Origin of the sequence: Acinetobacter sp. CWB-G5, assembly GCF_019209785.1 — a bacterium.
In the GTDB taxonomy this organism is placed as follows: Bacteria; Pseudomonadota; Gammaproteobacteria; order Pseudomonadales; family Moraxellaceae; genus Acinetobacter; species Acinetobacter johnsonii.
This window is the reverse complement of record NZ_JAHUTF010000003.1, coordinates 210,143-225,092: the sequence shown is the minus strand read 5'-3', so window position 1 is coordinate 225,092 and position 14,950 is coordinate 210,143. Positions and strand designations below refer to the sequence as shown.

Genomic DNA, 14,950 nt, shown 5'->3' with positions numbered 1-14,950 from the left:
ATGATTGAGGCAACAGACTTTAGAGATGCAATGTCTTTGTTAACCAGTGCAGTGAGTGTCGTAACTACGGCAGGCATGGCTGATCGTCATGGATTCACAGCATCTGCCGTATGCAGTGTGACGGATACACCACCGACATTATTGGTCTGTATGAATAAAGCATCGCGTTCACATGCACATTTTGTCGACAATAAAATTTTAACTGTGAATGTGTTAGGTGCACAACATCAGCATATTTCGAATGTCTTCGCATCTAAAATGACGTCTGAAGAGCGTTTTAAACATGGTGTGTGGACCGAGCTAGAAACGGGCGCACCTGTTTTAAAGGATGCTTTGGTCAATTTTGATTGTGAAATTGATGATATTCAAGAAGTGGGAACACATACGGTTTTTATGTGCCGTATTGTCGCGATTCAACAAAGCCAACATGAGCAAAGTTTAGTTTATTTTAATCGTGCTTATCATCAGGTGGGGCAGACCGAAACGGCTTAATTTCACTTTTTATTGAACATCAAGGCTCTGAAATGGCTTCCCAAATCATAGATTTTCCACTGCTTGACTCTAGATTTGACTGTATTGCGCTCATTTAAAAAGTCGAAAGGTTTTCATTTAGACCACAAGATGGTGAAAGTCTGGCAATAGTGTCGGGAAGTAATAAATCTAAAAATCCGATAAAAATAATAAAAACTTACTGTTTTACCAATTTTAGATTTGTGCGTATTCTTTCTTCATCACTTAAGCACTCTCACAAATCTTTTGAGGACGAATACATGAGTTTAATCAATACTGAAGTTAAGGCGTTTAATGCAACAGCTTACCAAAATGGTGAATTCATTGAGTTGTCTGAGCAAAACTTGAAAGGCAAATGGTCTGTCGTATTTTTCTATCCTGCTGATTTCACCTTTGTGTGCCCAACAGAATTGGGCGACTTAGCCGATCACTATGCTGAATTTCAAAAACTCGGTGTGGAAATATACGGCGTATCGACTGATACCCACTTTACTCATAAAGCATGGCACGATACTTCAGATGTGATCGGTAAAATTCAGTATCCATTGATTGGCGATCCAACTTGGACTTTGTCTAAAAACTTTGACGTGCTGATTGAAACTGAAGGTCTAGCGGACCGTGGTACTTTTGTGATTGATCCTGAAGGTAAAATTCAAATTATTGAAATTAATGCCGGCGGTATTGGTCGCGATGCATCTGAACTATTACGCAAAGTGAAAGCAGCACAATATGTGCATGCGCACCCAGGCGAAGTATGTCCTGCAAAATGGAAAGAAGGTGAAGCAACGCTTGCGCCGTCAATCGACTTGGTTGGTAAAATCTAAGTCAACCTCGATGGTTGCATCGTGCTGAGTCATGAGCATGATACCTGTAAAAAATCAGCCCAAGTGGCTGATTTTTTATGCGGGATTCTTTTCGGTTCTACAGATGATAACCCTTGCTGGTGCTGGCAAAGCCTCTTAAACCCTGAATCAAATGCTCAATCAGTTTTTCCATGACCAAACGTTGTCCTTTACGTGAAGCATAGACCAACTGTACGGTTCCAATATTGGAACACCAGTCGGACAAAATGTGAATCAGGCGACCTGAAGCAATATCTGCCTCTACCGTTAAGTAAGGTAGGTTGGCAATGCCGAGTCCATCCAGAGCCGAGTAATACACACCTGCGACATCATTACTTTTGACCCGTGGTTCTAAAGGAATCACGATCTGTTCATTACTCTGGGTATGATGCAGTAACCATTGATAATTGGATTTTTGTACCCCCAGTGCGAGTGTTGGAAAATCATTCAGCTCGGTGGCAAATTGAATTTCACGGCCTTGTAGCAGATCAGGACTGGCCACCAAACAATGCGTGGTTTTGACCACATCACGGACCACAATGCTCGAGTCTTCATTAGCACTAAAATTGGTCCGAATGGCAAGATCAATGTCATCATGCAAGACATCGACACGACGGCTGGTCAGTTCCATTTCCACTTGGACTTTGGGATATTGTTTTAAAAAATGATTGAGTAAGTTTCGTACTTGATAGCGCATCATCACAGAAGGGCAGCTGATCTTGATTAAACCTTGGGGTTCACTTTTCTGTTTCAGTAAAACATTGTGTGCACTTTCGACTTGCTGAATGATTTGACGACATTCTTCAAACAGCTCTTGTCCCAAAGGTGTGACTTTAAAATGTCGTGTTGAACGCTGAATCAGGGTCACGTTGTACTTGGCTTCAAGGTCTAAAATGCGGCGACTAAGCTTAGACTTGGTGATGTTCGAGGCATCACTTGCAGCACTGAAACCGCCGTGCTTGACCACAAGATAAAAATAATAATAGTCGTCAAATGAATGCATGATGGGTTCAAGCCTGTATTGATTTGTGACCGAAGGCAGTCTGTGATGGATGATTTGATACTGTATCATTGCTAACGATTCCGCACGACAAAAAAGCGATCCGAAGATCGCTTTTACTGAGGTCGAATTATTTCTGAGCCGTATTTTTGCTATAGCTTTGAATCAGGTTTTTATAGTCTGGAATATGGGCTGCAAAGAGTGAACCGAGGCCTTCAATATCATTACGCCAGTCGCGGTGTAATTCGCAAGCTGCACCAAACCATGACATCAGTTGCGCGCCTGCCTGAGACATGCGATCCCATGCTGCATCACGGGTGATGGGGTTAAAGGTTCCTGAAGCATCGGTAATCACAAAGACGTCAAACTCTTCTTCCAGTGCCGACAGTGCAGGGAAGGCCACACACACTTCAGTCACCACACCAGCAATAATCAATTGTTTTTTACCTGTGGCTTTTACGGCTTGAACAAAGTCTTCATTGTCCCATGCATTGATTTGTCCAGGACGTGCAATATAGGGTGCATCGGGGAACATTTCGACCAATTCAGGGACCAAAGGGCCGTTTGGACCCTCTTCAAAACTAGTGGTCAGAATGGTTGGAAGATTAAAATATTTCGCGGCAGCAGCCAGTGCCAGCACATTGTTTTTAAATTTGTCTGGGTCAATGTCACGGACCAGTGAAAGTAGACCCGCTTGGTGGTCAACCAAAAGAACCGCTGCATTATCTTTGTCTAAACGAATATAAGGTTTCGCCATTTTTCTGTCCTCGTTGTGATTATCAGTCGAGTCTCAAGGCAATCACTAAGAAGGTTAGTGCCTTGAGCTTGAACATCATCATAGGTAGGAAAATGAGACAATAAAATAACCCAAACGAGATGCTTAATCTTAAAAATAGGAAAATTTGAGCAAAATTATGCCATAAAAATAAGGAATGGCTTTGTTTTTAAATTGATTTTTATGCAGGTGAGATGATTTTAGCGGGATTGTCCTATCTGTGTGATTGTGTGTGCTAGCGCAGAGCTATAAGAGGGCTGAGGAAAGGGGTAGTATAGATTGCATATTCATCCTATCGATATAGGAGTTCTAAGATGAAAAAAGTAATTGGTGTTTATCGTAATCAAGACATGCATTGGGTGGGTGATGGTTTTCCTGTCAAAAACCTCTTTTCATATGACCGCTTAGGACAAGCGATTAGTCCGTTTCTACTTTTGGACTATGCTGCACCTTACAAATTTGATCCAACCACATCGCAACGTGGTGTGGGTTCACACCCGCATCGTGGTTTTGAAACAGTCACCATCGCCTATAGTGGTGAAGTGACGCACAAAGACTCTAGCGGCGGCGGCGGTACCATCAATACTGGTGATGTACAGTGGATGACTGCGGGTTCTGGTGTGGTGCATGAAGAGTTTCATTCTCCAGCCTTTGCTGAGCATGGTGGTCTGTTTGAAATGGTACAACTTTGGGTGAATTTGCCAGCCAAAGACAAAATGACCACACCACGTTATCAAGCCTTGACCGTGGCGGATATTTCACGTATCGAAATGGATGACAATGCTGGACACCTGCGTGTGATTGCGGGTGAGTTTGGTGGTCATCATGGCCCTGCTCAAACGTATAGCCCTGTCAATGTTTGGGATGGTGAATTAAAAGCAGAATATGAAACTTTTATCCATGTGCCCGTCATGCATAACACGATTGTGGTGGTACTCAGTGGTGAAGTGCTGATTAATGGCACGCAAAAAGTGGTGGATAGTTCCATTGTGATGTTTGCTCAAGATGGCGAAGCTGCAATTCAACTACAAGCGCTGCAAGACACTAAGTTCTTGGTGTTGACCGGTGAACCCCTGAATGAACCGATTCAAGGTTATGGTCCGTTTGTGATGAATAGCAAAGCAGAAATTGTGCAAGCCTTTGATGATTTTAATCGTGGCAAGTTTGGTGAAATCCCTGTTGCTGTGGTGGACTAAAATCTTGTCGCTAAAAAGAAGAAATCCCTACTCGGTCAAGGGTAGGGATTTTTTAGGCGCTGTAGTCTTCTTGTTTTGCATAGTTGGTCATGAATTATTATGTGATGTGGTTATCGTTTTTATGCGGGGCGTATCTTAGCGTCTTTTCGCCAGTTTGTAAAACAGATGTTATAAAAATAGTTAATTTATATACTTTGTTTTTAAACAATTTATATTTTTATTTCAAATAAAATGTATAAAAAACGTGTGCTTATTTGAGTGCTCTTTTAGTGTAATGAAATGTAATTTAAGCAAATATCGTCCTATCGCTGCGGCACATGAAAAAATGTGATTCTGGTATTTTTTAATAGCCCTATTTTTTCGACATTGGGTCATAATTTCAGTCAATATAAGTCAGACTGACGGATCATAATTTTGGATATTGCAGTTATTGGTAGCGGCATGGCCGGTCTTGCTACCGCAAGAATTCTAAAGGATGCTGGGCATAATATTACTATTTTCGAAGCACTGACTGGGCGAGGGATGGATAGCCACAGTACAGAATTTGAAGGTGGTCTGATTGATGCTCCGTTACGTGTCATGAACCCACACTTATGGAAAAATACCTTAAGTCTTGCGACTTATTTAGGCATCAAAACGTATCCAGTACGCACCTACATGGCATGTAGTTGGTTGTTTGAAGACCGTACAGAAACATGGTTAACCACTACACGTAGTCGCATTGGCAATTTCCCGATTATCAATAACCGCAAAGGCCTGCAGCAGTATGGATGGCGCTTGGTTAAAGGTATGTTGCAACTTAAAACCGCGATTGCTAAATTCTTCAAATCTAAAGATCAAGACATTACCTTGGCTGAATTTATCAACCAGCATGACATTGAAGAAGTGTTTTGGCATGGCGCAGTCATGCCTGTGCTCTACACCATCTGTACCTGTAATCCAAAAACCATTGGCGAATGGCCAGCGAAACCGTTGCTGATCTTTTTACGTCAGTTGACGGATGGTGATGCTTTATTGCGTATACAAGGTGGAACACCTGCCTTGGTCGATAAATTGATTGAAAACATCAATATCCAAAGCGGATCGGCTATTAGCAAAGTCACTGAACAAGGTGACAAAGTTTTGGTTGAAAATAATAAGGGCGAACAACAACTGTTTGACCGTGTGGTGGTGGCAACGCCAACCACAAAAATTGAAGAGTTTTTAGATCCTGTTCAGTTTGCAGATGATATTGCGCTGTTAAAACAGTTCCGTTTTGAGCAAGGTCAACTGGTGATCCATACTGATCCTTCCGTGATGCCGCCTAAGCGTAAAGACTGGTCGGTGCTGAGCTATATGATGGACCGTAAGTTTACCCGTCAACAGTTCACGGTTTGGCTCAATTCAGTCGAACCAAGTCTGGTCGGTAAAAACGCCGTGTTCCAAACGTGGCAGCCTGTAACCGAGATTGACCCGAAAAAAGTGATTTCAACAGTAACTTTGACCCGTGCGGTGGTGGACTCGCAAACTGTGGCTTTGAATAAAGAGTTACAACAACGCCATAAGAGTGCTAACCGAAAAGTCTTTTTCTGTGGTTCATGGTCGTGCGATGGTCTGCCTATTTTAGAGTCTGCCGTCACTTCAGCAATGCATATTGCAGAAATTTTTGGTGCACCATTGCCGTTTGTTGGATTAAAACCTAAAGTTGAGGTTGCCCCACAACTCGGCTACTAAAGCATGAAATGGCTCCAAACCTTACAGCGACATTTGCCCAAACATAAATATGCAATTGATGCAAAGCAATTGGGAGATCACGCTGTATTGGCTTGGAGCAATCTTGGCTATTGGGATGATGCAAGGTCATCCTATCCTGAAGCTTGCCAAACCCTGGCAACGCATCTTGCTGATCGATTACAGCTAAAATCAAATGACCGTGTTTTAGACTTGGGCTGTGGACAGGGCGCAAGTCTATTGTTGTGGCAGCAGCATTACCATGTTCAGCAACTTTATGCGGTTGAGTTACAAGCCGAATGTGTTCAGCGTATACAACACAAGTTAAATTCAAAGATACACATCATTCAAACGTCATTTTTAAATTTAAATTCAAAGCTATTTTCAGTGCCTTTTGATGTGGTGTTTTGCCTCGATGCCGCTTATCACAGTGATTTAAATTCATTTCTGAGATCAACCCATTCTGTTTTAAATTCAAAAGGTCGGATTGGTTTTCACTATCTGATGCTGAGTAATGCATTTTTGAAATTAAATCGTTTTGAGAAGTTTCAACTGAAAATGCTGTTAAAAGCAGCCGATGTTCATTTGGAACATCTTCAGTTAGAAGAGAATTTGCAGCATTCGATAGAAGCGCAAGGCTATCAGCAGGTTGCTATTGAAGATTTATCAGATGCAGTTTTGGCTGGTTTTTCTCGCTATTATCATGTGCATTTAGCACAGCAGGTCGCTCAAAATTTGGATTATTTCAAAATTAAAATGACGGCTAAGCTTTGCCAAAAATTATTTGAACAGGGCATCGTGCGCTATGTTCAAATTACAGCAGTTAAAGACATTTAAAATGAAATAAAAAACCAAAGGGCCAGAAACAACAAAGCCTCACTAAAAAGCGAGGCTAAGTATAAAATGGTGCCGGCACACGGATTCGAACTGTGGACCTACTGATTACAAGTCAGTTGCTCTACCAACTGAGCTATGCCGGCAACGTGGTGAGAATAATAGCGGATTTTCTTGAAAACGCAAGCCAAAAAGTGAGCGATTGAAATGCACATGATTGTTTGTGCAAACTTCACCCACCAAAGGGTGGGTGAAAGCTAAGAATAAAATTCGGGGGCTGTGATGAAACTGTTTTTAAATAGGGTTAAATGAAAACATGGAACTTATTTGCTCCTTAAAATTTGATCGAGGTCTTGGGCACATTCTTCCAACGTAAAAGCCATGTCGAGTTGCATTTGAGGTTTGAGTTCATTGGCCAGCGTTCTCCATTGTTCAATCAGACGAATTGCTTTTTGAATTTTATGTTTGTTGACATCCTTTGCAAGGGTTGGGGTATAACCGCCTCGTTTAGCGTTTTTAATTTGTTTGACATAATTGGTGCTGTTATTCATTCTGACTCCCGAATAGCAGTTTTATTGGTCAATTTAGTGTTTCGCTAGTTATATACCGCAAATGAATTGTGCTTCATAAACATTGCATCTAGATGATCATTGATGATTTATTTTAACCTCCCTTAGAAATTGTTTTAGCTCAAGTTTGAATCAGGTTCAAGCGTTTATTTTTGAATAAATATTTCACTTTGTGGTGCAAATTATCCTGTTTTGTGAAGAGTCGTTTTTATGAAGCAGACTTTGTGCCAAGTCTAAATAAGAATATTCAGCATAAAAAAAGACCTTAATCTTTCGATTAAGGTCTTTAAAATTTTGGCGGTGAAAGAGGGATTCGAACCCTCGAAACGCTATAAACGTTTACACACTTTCCAGGCGTGCTCCTTCAGCCACTCGGACACTTCACCATGGCGGAGGATAATATCGAAAAACATAGCCATCGACAAGGTGAAACAATTGAATTCGAGCAAAAGTTTTAGCTCAATGATATGATTCGCAAAAATAGTGTCGATAATTGAAGACAAGCTTATGCAAAGTACTGCAAAAAAAGCCGCCTTGCCTGCGATGACCTTGGCAGCATTAGGGGTCGTGTTCGGGGATATTGGAACCAGTCCACTCTATGCATTGAAAGAATCCTTCCACGCTGCACATGGCTTGGGCATCACCCCTGCAAACGTATTGGGTATTTTGTCCATTATCTTCTGGACCATGACTATGGTCATTACCATTAAATATTCTGCAATTGTCATGCGTGCAGATAACAATGGTGAAGGCGGGATTATGGCTTTGCTTGCACTCAATTTGCGCAATACCAATTTTAGCCATCGGAAAAAATTACTGTTAATTTCGATTGGCTTTATTGGGGCTTCACTATTTTTTGGGGATGGGATCATCACCCCAGCCATTTCAGTCTTGTCTGCCGTAGAAGGCTTATCCATCGCAACCGATGCACTTGACCCTTATATTGTGCCGATTGCAATTAGTATCGTCACTGCTGTATTTGTCATGCAAAAGTATGGGACAGCCTTTGTCGGTAAGTTCTTTGGCCCACTGACCTTATTGTGGTTCTTCTCTCTCGGTCTTCTTGGGATTTCGAGCATTATTCAAACGCCTTTGGTTTTGGGCATGCTGAGCCCACATTGGGCATTTCAGTTTATCGTGACCAATCCTTTAATGGCCTTTTTCATTATGGGTGCGGTAGTGTTGACCGTCACAGGTGGCGAAGCCCTGTACGCCGATATGGGCCATTTTGGTCCTGTGCCGATTCGTTTGGCATGGTTTATTGTGGTTTTGCCGTGTTTACTGCTCAATTATGCAGGACAAGGTGCATTGCTACTGCGTGATCCGACTGCGATCGAAAATCCATTTTACCTGTTGGTGCCGGAGTGGGGCTTGTACCCAATGATCTTCTTGGCCACTATGGCCGCCGTTATTGCTTCACAGGCTGTAATTTCAGGCGTCTTCTCTTTAGCGCGTCAGGCCATTCAATTGGGCTATTTACCACGTTTAAATGTGAAGCATACTTCAGATTCGGAACAGGGGCAGATTTATGTACCTTTACTGAACTGGATATTGTTGGCATCGATTATTGTCTTAATTTTAATCTTCCAAACCAGCTCACAGCTTTCGCATGCCTATGGTCTAGCGGTCACCATGACCATGTTGTGCGATACCTTATTGATTGCGGTATTTATTCGTTATACATGGAAATGGAGCATGCCAAAATTGGTGCTGCTGATTATTCCATTCCTTGTTTTAGATTTGGTCTTGGTGAGTGCGACCTCACTTAAAGTATTATCGGGCGGTTGGGTTCCATTGCTGATTGGCGGTATTGCATTCATGTTATTAATGACATGGAAACAAGGTCGCGAGTTAACCTTTGCCAAGCTTCAGCAAGATACATTGCCACTCGATTTATTTGTACAAAGTATTGGTGATCAAGCCAATTGGGTTGAAGGCGAGGCGGTCTTTTTAACAGGAACGCCAACCGTTGTGCCACATGCGATGTTGCACAATATGAAGCACAATAAAGTACTGCATCAAAAGAACATCATTCTCACAGTTAAAATTCAAGATGTTCCTTATGTGGAAGAGTCCAATCGCTTCCATGTTGAAACCATGAATCAGCATTTTTATCGTCTTGAATTGTACTATGGCTTTAAAGATGAAATGAACATTCCACAAGCACTTGAAGCGGTGTATCAAGCGATTGATTTGGAATATAACTTAATGCAGATCAGCTTCTTTGTATCGCGTGAACGAATTATCAGTACCGTGGGTGATGGTATGGCGCCGTGGCGTGAAAAGCTCTTTATCTCAATGCAACGGAATACCAGTCCTGTGAGTGACTTCTATCAGATTCCACCTAACCGTGTGGTTGAGCTCGGTAGTCAGATCGAGATTTAAAACCTCAATAAAAAAACCAGCATTATGCTGGTTTTTTTTGGAGGATAAATCAGCTGAAGTCTTAGTTCATTGGATCATTTACAGGTGCTTCAGGCATCGCTTGGACAGGCTGTTCTGCTGAAGCATCAGGAAGTGCCTGTGCAGGGGCATCAGGTGATGGCAGTGAATCAGGCTCAACCGCATTGACGGGTGCCTCTGATGATGAATCTAATTGAGGTGCAGCAGCTGGGGCAGCATTCATGTCTGCATTTGCCGTGGGTGCGACAGCATCATTTAACGCCGCTTCAGCTTGTTGTGCTGAGAGTTCTGCATTTGGGACCAGCGGATGTTGCTCTGTTGGAGTCGCAGCGACTTGTTGTTGCGCTGTGGTATCAGGTGCGGCCTGTTGAACAGGAGCTTCACTCTGTGGTGCTGTTGGCATCACGACTTGGTCATTGGGTGCACCTTGGCCTGCTGGGCTGATAGGTGCTGCATTTGGATCAAGCAATTTAATTTGCCCTGAGCTTACGAGTTCTTGAATAGAACCAGGTTGACCATTAACAGTAGTAGTGACTTTGGCTTGAGAGAGACTTTCTAAGGTATCACCCGGTTGGATAGGGGGCTCGGCGAAGGCTGAAGCACTTATCACTGTGCCGATTAAACCAAGAGAAGCTAAAATCTTAGAATGCATAAGAACTCCGTAAATTGCATGTATTATTTCGTTCGATTCATTTTTACCTTGGCATATTTTTTGAAGCGACAGCAATCAAAGATACGCAATCGCATCACGTTGCCGTAGAAAAACTCTACAAAAAAGACATTTTGTTACATGCAAAATTATCTAAATATGGCGTTTTGTTTAATTGTTATGCGAATAGAACTCGAGCGATATACTTCGTATACGCTGATTGTTAAGCTCGTGAAAAACCGATGTTTATTGTAGTTGTGATGGCGAAGAAGAAAAGTAGTTCAGGTAAGTCAGTCTTTAACATGTTTAATCAAAATGGCCTGAAAGTGATTTTAGGATTGGTGGCAACGGGAAGTTTTGCGATTGCCTTTGGTCAAGAAAAAATTCAGCAATACGTGTCTTTAAGCCCAAGCTCAAATTCAGCCTGTTTAGAACAATTTTATCGGGAAATTCCGCCTTATTTACTCAAAGAAAGTTTAAGTAAACACAGCTATGCACTGTGCTTTAACGGTTTTAATGTGATGTATTCGGGCGTTTCGAAAACCCCCCTCTGGGTTGCAGAGGCTCTGACGCCGCAGCGCCTGAGTCAAAAAATTCCACGTGAAGATAGTTTTCACGAAGAAAATAATGTTGCAACCGAACATCGAGCGACATTGTCGGACTACCGTGGTTCAGGCTATGACCGTGGACATATGGCACCGAATGCTGATATGCCCAATAAAGCCGCACAATTTGACAGTTTTTCTTTGGCCAACATGGTGCCACAGGCCCCTAAAAATAATCAGCAAGTGTGGCGTGAATTGGAAGAAGCCACACGGGCGCTTGTGACCAAGCAAAAGCTGGATGTTTTTGTGGTAACTGGGCCTGTATTTCAGGGCAAAAAGCTCAAGACCATTGGTCAGGGAGTGATTGTTCCGAGTGCGGTGTACAAAGCGGTCTATATGCCAAAAACGGGTGCAATCGGCGCTTATTACGCACCGAATGATAATTCACAGCAAGTAAGAATTGTCAGTGTCTGCTATTTGGAAGAGCAGTTGGGTGTGAATTTATTTCCGCAACTGACAGAAGAGCAAAAACGTAATACCTATAAACTACCGTTGACAGCAACGGCGGTAAAAGCCAATAGCGCAATTCAATACTCACATTGGGATGCGGAAAGTCAGTGTGCAGAAGAGGTTTCATCCGAGCAGCTCAAAGCCTTACAAAAAAACTTTAAATCGGGTTCTACTCAGTCGAGTAGTGGTAGCACAGTCACAAAGGGCACAGGTATTGATGCGGCGGATCAAGATGCGATTGTGAAACAATTGGTCGACGCCTTATTGCAATATATTTTGCAGCTGTTACGTTAAAGTTCTAGGCAGTTGGATGTATAGACATTCGACTGCAGTGCCCAATGCCTGAAAAATAAAGAAGAGTAAAAAATAAAATGTTTAAACCTTTTGTACAAGGTAACGAGTCACATGCCATCCATGATTTGACCCTTGAAAATGACACGGACTGCGTCAGTATTTATGGCAATTTACAACTCACCAAAGATCAAGCCGGTTTAGCTGCGGCCAAAGCATTGCAGGCGTATCTGAATGCCATTGTGCAACAGCTTGAAAGTGAAGCTCAGCTTCCTGAGAAAATTGAACATCCGCATTCGGGTGAAATTGACAATCCATTTTTATAACATAAGCCTATCTATGTTCCATGTGGAACAATAAGAAAAGCCCACAGATTGTGGGCTTTTTTATTTAATGGATATAGAAAAAATTAATCCTCTTTTTCTAAAATTTTATAAATAATTGCGCCGATAATGGCACCGACGATCGGAGCAACCCAGAACAACCAGAGTTGGCTTAACGCGGCTGTTTCAGCAAATATTGCAACACCTGTACTTCGTGCAGGGTTAACCGAGGTGTTGGTCACAGGAATACTGATCAGGTGAATCAAGGTTAGGGCTAAACCAATCGCAATCGGTGCGAAACCAGCAGGCGCACGTTTATCTGTGGCGCCCATAATCACGATCAAGAACATTGCGGTCAGTACAATTTCAATCATTAAAGCAGAGATTAAGGAGTATTTTCCTGGTGACAGCTCGGCATAACCATTGGTCGCAAAGCCTCCTGTACCGGCGAAACCCGCTTGGCCTTGTACAATCAGGTATAGCACCCAAGCGGCTAAAACTGCACCGACCACTTGGGAGACCACATAAGGGATCAGATCTTTGGTATCAAAGCGTCCACCGACCCATAAGCCAACACTGACCGCAGGGTTAAAGTGCCCGCCAGAGATATGTCCAAGTGCAAAGGCACCCGTTAAAACGGTTAAACCAAAGGCAAGTGCAACGCCAAGAAAGCCGATGCCTAACTCGGGAAAAGCTGCTGCAAAAATGGCACTGCCACAGCCTCCGAAGACCAACCAAAACGTTCCGATAAATTCAGCAAGATATTTATTCATAATGCGCCTTTTGTAGTTATTGATGTTTTATTCGCGTAGAACTTTATATTTAACGAGAAAATGCTCGTTTTTCAATCAATTTAACAAAAAAAGCATGACATCCTGATGACGTGGATCAAACAGATCAGATTTTAGTGAAAATGCTGGATACGCCACTGCTGAGGTGTGACTTGGGTCCAGTGTTTAAAGGCACGTTGAAAAGCACTTTGTTCAGAGTAACTCAGCAACAGTGCAATTTCCTGTAAGCTGAGGTGTGGGTCTTTTAAGTATTGCTCCGCCAAAATACGTCGGACTTCTTGCATCCGCTGTTGGTAGGTCGTGCCTTGTTGTTGTAAGTAACGTTGCAGCTGTCGGACTGAAAAATTCAGTTGCCGTGCAATATGTTCAATTTGATATTGGTTTTTTTGTAGGCCCGTTAAAATCGCATGCTGTAAGCGCTGGTCGATGTGAGTAGAGTTGGGAAGTTTTTCCAGTAAGGCTTCTGCTTGTTGTAAGAGCAGTTTTTGCAGGGTTTGATCACCTTGCTGAAAGGGCATGGATAATTCGCTGAGGGGAATCATCATCATTGGCCGGCTTTGAGAGAAGCGAACTTTACAATTAAAGTACTGCTCATACAGTGCCGTATTTTTCGGGGCAGGGTGAGTAAAATGAACCTCGCTGAGCTGGATGTCATCATGGGCGACAAAGTGTTTCATAAACTGAATGATCAGCGCCATTGCCACTTCATTGCTGAGTTGTGTGGTCAGTTCAATTGGCATCTCCACCCAACCAAAGCATAGATTTTCACCTTCAATTGCAACATATAGTGAACTGCCATCATAAATGAGGCGGTGAAAGTCATGATAACGGGTGAGCGCCTCGCCTAAATTTTCGCAGGACAGCGCAATATAGCCCAAAATGCCTAAATGCTTGGGCTGTACATACTTTGCAATCTCAAGTCCGAGCGCAGGGATGTGCAGATGGCTGTCAAGATCATTCAGTAACTCTAACCACAGGGCATAATCAAAACGTTCTAAGTTCTGTGCTTTTTCAAGTTGTTCAGAAATTGGATAGCCCACGGCTTGGCAATAGGCATAGAGTAAATGCCCCAGTCCACCGTAGACAGAACCTGTGTAGTCTTTGAAATGTTGCATTTATTGGCTCTATTGTTCTTGTCGTAATTTGTCAATGAATTTGAATGCTAGGGTCAATATTTAGCATAGTTTCCACATTATATTCAATCTGAATATAGGAGGAATTTGCCATGTGGAAGGGTTTTGTCGCAGGACTAGTGGTTGCCAATGCGTTTGAGTGGGTTGCACATAAATATATTTTGCATGGAACACACCGTGCTGGAAAGCCACGCTATAGCCCCGTGCCTGACAGTATGAAATCGCATTGGGAGCATCACCGAGAAGTGCGGAAAACCACATTTCATGATCATGGTTATGTTGAAGGTTGGAGCAATTGGCGCACTAAAAATGAAATCGTATCACTCGCTGTCGTGGCGGGTGTGTTTGGGACGTTATTTTATCCTGTCTCCAAAGGCATGACGTTGTCTGTGTTGTACAGTGCAGGAAATTATTATTATATCCACCGCCGTGCGCACTTAGAGCCAGACTGGGCAATGCGTAAGATTCCTTGGCATTATGATCATCATATGAACTCCAATCAGGATGCCAACTGGTGTGTGACCAAACCGTGGTTTGATTATATTTTAGGAACGCGGGTCATTTCCTCATTGGATTTGCAAGAGCAAAATCCGTTGGGTATTGCTTTACCTCAAGTGGTGTCGAAAAAGCTCACCCAGTGGGTCAATCAGGTCTTCCCTGCAAAATGGGTTAAGGCGCCTGAAGCGATTCCACTGAACTCAGCGCAGACGACTGAAACGGTTGCAGGATAACGGAATAGGTATTTTTGTCGTGATTTGTCAATAATATTGGTATGTATTGTCAATATTTCGTCATTTGAACATTCTATAGTAAAGCTGTTGATGAGGTGAAATCATCTCATGAGCACTAGTACGTCATTTTTCATTTTC

General features: G+C 42.6%; 15 protein-coding genes and 2 tRNA genes. 9 read left to right on the top strand and 8 right to left on the bottom strand.

Annotated elements, in window-relative coordinates:
* Positions 1 to 492, top strand: a complete 492-nt coding sequence (locus KVY11_RS07950) for a flavin reductase (protein ID WP_035326242.1) — start codon at positions 1 to 3, stop codon at positions 490 to 492.
* A gap of 278 nt (positions 493 to 770) precedes the next feature.
* Complete coding sequence (ahpC, locus tag KVY11_RS07945) at positions 771 to 1,334, top strand: alkyl hydroperoxide reductase subunit C (protein ID WP_005401564.1); 564 nt, start codon at positions 771 to 773, stop codon at positions 1,332 to 1,334.
* 97 nt (positions 1,335 to 1,431) lie between these two features.
* On the opposite strand, the gene KVY11_RS07940 is transcribed toward ahpC, so the two are convergent.
* Positions 1,432 to 2,355, bottom strand: a complete 924-nt coding sequence (locus KVY11_RS07940; RefSeq protein ID WP_218288609.1) for a LysR substrate-binding domain-containing protein — start codon at positions 2,353 to 2,355, stop codon at positions 1,432 to 1,434.
* Positions 2,356 to 2,482: 127 nt separating this feature from the next.
* Positions 2,483 to 3,109, bottom strand: a complete 627-nt coding sequence (ycaC, locus tag KVY11_RS07935; RefSeq protein ID WP_004691629.1) for an isochorismate family cysteine hydrolase YcaC — start codon at positions 3,107 to 3,109, stop codon at positions 2,483 to 2,485.
* Between the two features lie 332 nt (positions 3,110 to 3,441).
* On the opposite strand from ycaC, the gene KVY11_RS07930 reads away from it, so the two are divergent.
* From KVY11_RS07930 to KVY11_RS07920, 3 genes are all read left to right on the top strand, one after another.
* Positions 3,442 to 4,323 (top strand): pirin family protein, encoded by an 882-nt coding sequence (locus tag KVY11_RS07930; RefSeq protein WP_218288608.1) that lies wholly within the window; start codon positions 3,442 to 3,444, stop codon positions 4,321 to 4,323.
* Positions 4,324 to 4,737: 414 nt separating this feature from the next.
* Entirely contained in the window at positions 4,738 to 6,036 is a 1,299-nt protein-coding gene (locus KVY11_RS07925) for an FAD-dependent oxidoreductase (protein ID WP_004978178.1), read from the top strand.
* A 3-nt stretch (positions 6,037 to 6,039) separates the two neighbouring features.
* The gene (locus tag KVY11_RS07920; RefSeq protein ID WP_218288607.1) at positions 6,040 to 6,870 is read left to right on the top strand and encodes a cyclopropane-fatty-acyl-phospholipid synthase family protein; all 831 of its coding nucleotides are present in this window, start codon (positions 6,040 to 6,042) and stop codon (positions 6,868 to 6,870) included.
* A 67-nt stretch (positions 6,871 to 6,937) separates the two neighbouring features.
* Here KVY11_RS07920 and KVY11_RS07915 read toward each other — a convergent pair.
* The 3 genes from KVY11_RS07915 to KVY11_RS07905 all read right to left on the bottom strand — a co-directional run bounded on the left by KVY11_RS07915 (position 6,938) and on the right by KVY11_RS07905 (position 7,822).
* A tRNA-Thr gene (locus KVY11_RS07915) sits at positions 6,938 to 7,013 on the bottom strand.
* 177 nt (positions 7,014 to 7,190) lie between these two features.
* Complete coding sequence (locus KVY11_RS07910; RefSeq protein WP_004691623.1) at positions 7,191 to 7,418, bottom strand: hypothetical protein; 228 nt, start codon at positions 7,416 to 7,418, stop codon at positions 7,191 to 7,193.
* 313 nt (positions 7,419 to 7,731) lie between these two features.
* Positions 7,732 to 7,822, bottom strand: a tRNA-Ser gene (locus KVY11_RS07905).
* A 121-nt stretch (positions 7,823 to 7,943) separates the two neighbouring features.
* Between KVY11_RS07905 and KVY11_RS07900 the strand changes: the two genes are divergently transcribed.
* Positions 7,944 to 9,821, top strand: a complete 1,878-nt coding sequence (locus KVY11_RS07900) for a potassium transporter Kup (RefSeq protein WP_168158698.1) — start codon at positions 7,944 to 7,946, stop codon at positions 9,819 to 9,821.
* A gap of 61 nt (positions 9,822 to 9,882) precedes the next feature.
* Here KVY11_RS07900 and KVY11_RS07895 read toward each other — a convergent pair whose 3' ends face one another.
* The gene (locus KVY11_RS07895) at positions 9,883 to 10,491 is read right to left on the bottom strand and encodes a hypothetical protein (RefSeq protein WP_218288606.1); all 609 of its coding nucleotides are present in this window, start codon (positions 10,489 to 10,491) and stop codon (positions 9,883 to 9,885) included.
* Positions 10,492 to 10,748: 257 nt separating this feature from the next.
* Between KVY11_RS07895 and KVY11_RS07890 the strand changes: the two genes are divergently transcribed.
* The gene (locus KVY11_RS07890) at positions 10,749 to 11,837 is read left to right on the top strand and encodes a DNA/RNA non-specific endonuclease (protein WP_026056401.1); all 1,089 of its coding nucleotides are present in this window, start codon (positions 10,749 to 10,751) and stop codon (positions 11,835 to 11,837) included.
* A 77-nt stretch (positions 11,838 to 11,914) separates the two neighbouring features.
* A complete protein-coding gene (locus tag KVY11_RS07885; RefSeq protein WP_218288605.1) occupies positions 11,915 to 12,160 on the top strand; it encodes a hypothetical protein in 246 nt (81 codons plus the stop codon).
* A gap of 83 nt (positions 12,161 to 12,243) precedes the next feature.
* Here the strand turns inward: KVY11_RS07885 and aqpZ are convergent, their stop codons facing one another.
* Both aqpZ and KVY11_RS07875 read right to left on the bottom strand, forming a co-directional pair.
* Positions 12,244 to 12,930: an aquaporin Z gene (gene aqpZ / locus KVY11_RS07880; RefSeq protein ID WP_087011827.1), complete on the bottom strand. Its 687-nt coding sequence runs from the start codon at positions 12,928 to 12,930 to the stop codon at positions 12,244 to 12,246.
* 131 nt (positions 12,931 to 13,061) lie between these two features.
* Positions 13,062 to 14,063 (bottom strand): AraC family transcriptional regulator, encoded by a 1,002-nt coding sequence (locus tag KVY11_RS07875; RefSeq protein WP_218288604.1) that lies wholly within the window; start codon positions 14,061 to 14,063, stop codon positions 13,062 to 13,064.
* A 110-nt stretch (positions 14,064 to 14,173) separates the two neighbouring features.
* On the opposite strand from KVY11_RS07875, the gene KVY11_RS07870 reads away from it, so the two are divergent.
* On the top strand, positions 14,174 to 14,812 hold the full coding sequence (locus KVY11_RS07870; RefSeq protein ID WP_183174177.1) for a hypothetical protein: 639 nt from the start codon (positions 14,174 to 14,176) through the stop codon (positions 14,810 to 14,812).
* Positions 14,813 to 14,950 lie beyond the last annotated feature (138 nt).